Source organism: Draconibacterium orientale (assembly GCF_900111425.1).
Lineage (GTDB): Bacteria > Bacteroidota > Bacteroidia > Bacteroidales > Prolixibacteraceae > Draconibacterium > Draconibacterium orientale.
The window spans coordinates 1-2,728 of sequence record NZ_FOHT01000076.1; the positions used below are offsets into that span (position 1 = coordinate 1).

The 2,728-nt window shown below is 37.8% G+C and carries 3 protein-coding genes; 2 read left to right on the forward strand and 1 reads right to left on the reverse strand.

Going from position 1 to position 2,728, the window contains the following annotated elements; translation table 11 throughout:
* Positions 1-700 precede the first annotated feature (700 nt).
* Positions 701-997: a nucleotidyltransferase family protein gene (locus BMW53_RS20500; RefSeq protein ID WP_038565665.1), complete on the forward strand. Its 297-nt coding sequence runs from the start codon at positions 701-703 to the stop codon at positions 995-997.
* Positions 987-1,358, forward strand: a complete 372-nt coding sequence (locus BMW53_RS20505; RefSeq protein WP_038563117.1) for a HepT-like ribonuclease domain-containing protein — start codon at positions 987-989, stop codon at positions 1,356-1,358. The genes BMW53_RS20500 and BMW53_RS20505 overlap by 11 nt, the downstream gene beginning before the upstream one ends.
* A 516-nt stretch (positions 1,359-1,874) precedes the next feature.
* Here BMW53_RS20505 and BMW53_RS20510 read toward each other — a convergent pair.
* Entirely contained in the window at positions 1,875-2,255 is a 381-nt protein-coding gene (locus BMW53_RS20510; protein ID WP_038563120.1) for an HU family DNA-binding protein, read from the reverse strand.
* Positions 2,256-2,728 lie beyond the last annotated feature (473 nt).

Consider the following 2,728-nt stretch of genomic DNA (forward strand, 5'->3'; position numbering starts at 1 on the left):
TAATGAGTTAATTATAAAAATGATAGTAAAGCACTGTGGTGGAGATCCGAGTTTAGTTTTTCGCTGAATTAGGCTTTTTGAAAATCGTGTGCCTTATGGATTCTTCCGAACACTCCTAATTGCAAATCCGTGCCAGCGAAGTTGCTTTTGAAGGGAAAAAGGTTTTTCCTGGCACAAGCAACCTTCAAGTGTTTACAAAACTTTGAAGGTTTAAAAACAAAAAGGGGCAACGCCCCGACAAATAACAGCGTAGTCCGTAAGGGCTACAATTAAATCATTACCAAATCATCACTGCTTCCGCTCTTGATGGCGCACATTTGTAATGTGTCCTTTTTGCTCACCTAAGAACAACAGCAAACTTTGGAAAAAGTCTCTTAAACAATCAACAGTAAGCAATAAGGTTAATAAGGTTATTTACGATGATGATTGCCACCAACTACTAAGGTTACTTTTGGAGGGAATAAGGTTTTTCCTGGCACAAACCAACCTTCAGGCGTTTCTAAAACCTTGAAGGTTTAAAAATAAAAAGGGGCAAATACATATAACCACAGTAGCTAAATAACAATTAGAATAATAATGTTTAACTTTGGTAATAATTTCAAGAATATGAAACGACCATGACGAAGATTAGCCACAAACAAGTATAATTAAAATCATGGGAGTTCCATCGAATACGAACGAAATAAACAATTTTAATGAGATGAAAACCCGGCAACAATATTGTAAATTATTACTCGATTTTAAACAAAATAGAGGACAGGCCTATGGCATCTTAAAATTGGGTATTTTTGGGTCGGTGGCCAGAAAAGAACAGCATAAAAATAGCGACATTGACATCTATTACGAAGGCGCTGTTTTAAGTTTACTACAAACAGCTGCACTAAAAGAAGAGCTTGAAAAATTACTTGAGACCAGTGTAGATATAGTCCGTTTTCGAAAATCGATGAACAAACTATTAAAAAAAAGAATAGAAAAAGAAGGACTTTATGTGGGATAAGGAACTGGTTAACGACCTCATAGAATTAATTATCGAGAATCTGGATACCGTAAAAGACAGAACCAAAGATATTTATTGCGCAGATGATTTTTCTTCAAACGAACAAGGGATGATTCTGCTTGACAGTACCTGTATGAAACTTGCCGCAATTGGGGAAAGCATAAAAAGTCTGGACAAAATATCGAACAAGCAATTACTATCTAACTACCCCGAAGTTCCCTGGAAACAAGTTATGGGAATGCGCGATATAATAGTACACCACTATTTTGATATTGATGCCGAAGTAATTCTAAAAACCATAAAGGAAGATGTTCCTTTTTTAATAAAAACACTCAGAAAAATCTATAAAGAATTAGAATAATTCCACCCCGCTGCCGCACCCCAAAAGTTTCGGGGCTTTCGAGTGATTTAGCCACATAGCCAACAATATTGCAATGCAACCAACAAACCTTCAAGCGTTTACAAAACCTTGAAGCGTTTAAAAGACACAACCAGCTCCGCAAAAAAACACAAAAGCAGGGTAAAAAAAGTAGATTTAAGTGTTTTCGAGAACAAAAATAAACCGGTGCAGCTGAGAAAATAAAAAACAGCGGTGATGACGAAAGTCCCCTGCAGCTGAAAAAATTATTTCCTGCTGAGGTGAAAAAATCATCAGCGCAGAAGATTTTCTTTTGTTCTAGCAGAAAACCAAAAAAAAGTGAAAAATAAGCGTAGAAAAAGAGTTAAAACAAAGTTTAGATTATTATTGGGGGAAGATATGTTGTAAAGTATTGTTTAAAGTCTCGGAGTTTTGTAGCTTGCCCCTGTTTACTGGAAGTAAAACAACAAAGGCCCGGCAGGTGCTGGAACACGCTGCCGAACCCGATGGGCTTAAGAATTAGCTTGCAATGGTGTAGTCTAACATCCGCAATTTTTTCTTAAGCTCTTTTGTTGGGCGATACTGGATCTTTGCACCACGAACCATCGTTACCGAAAGATCGTCAACACTATCCACGCCTTCGCTGCTAACAGCGGCACAAAAGCTTCCCAGTTCACCCAGGGCAACAATGTCGCCATTTAACAACTGTTCAGGAATAATGTCCATAAGTGCAACCAAAACCCCGTGTACATCTGATCGCCTGAGCGAACAACGCTGAGATACCTTAGTAGCCAGGGCATCAATTTCAACTCGCTCCTCATGAACTAAAGAAGCATAAAACTTAGGATCCTCTTCCGGAGCCTGTGGATTCCGCTTGGGAATCCCTTTCAATTTTGCCATTTAATTATAATTTAAATTAATACTAAGACCGGATAATGGCTAATCCAATCCGTTAATTATCACGTTATAAGCACTTGACTTACAATACAAAAATACCCACAATAAACAACTTTTAACAATTATTTAACAAAATTCTATTAACGATAATGCGTGTTTTATTCACATCTTATAAAAAAACAACACGATTCCACAAATAGCCAAACACTTGTTATACAGGCATTACAAATCAAACTTTAACTAAAAACCAGCAGCTTATTCACAAGTAATAACTTATCCACAATTGACTGTGAGTCCTAAAACCCGCTGATGGCAAGGGTTTCCCTGCTTCCGCGCAAATCCTTTCACTTGTTGATAAAACAGGCCAGCATAGCTATAAGTCCCCGCTGCCGCGCGAATCCTTTCGCGTGGTGATAAAACAAGCCAGCAAACCTGTAGGCAAACAACTGGCAAACTAAGGTGTGCAAAAGTTTATC

Coding starts and splice junctions, on each gene's coding strand:
- BMW53_RS20510 (WP_038563120.1), bottom strand. CDS start 2,255: ATGGCAAAATTGAAAGGGATTCCCAAGCGGAATCCACAGGCTCCGGAA.
- BMW53_RS20505 (WP_038563117.1), top strand. CDS start 987: ATGTGGGATAAGGAACTGGTTAACGACCTCATAGAATTAATTATCGAG.
- BMW53_RS20500 (WP_038565665.1), top strand. CDS start 701: ATGAAAACCCGGCAACAATATTGTAAATTATTACTCGATTTTAAACAA.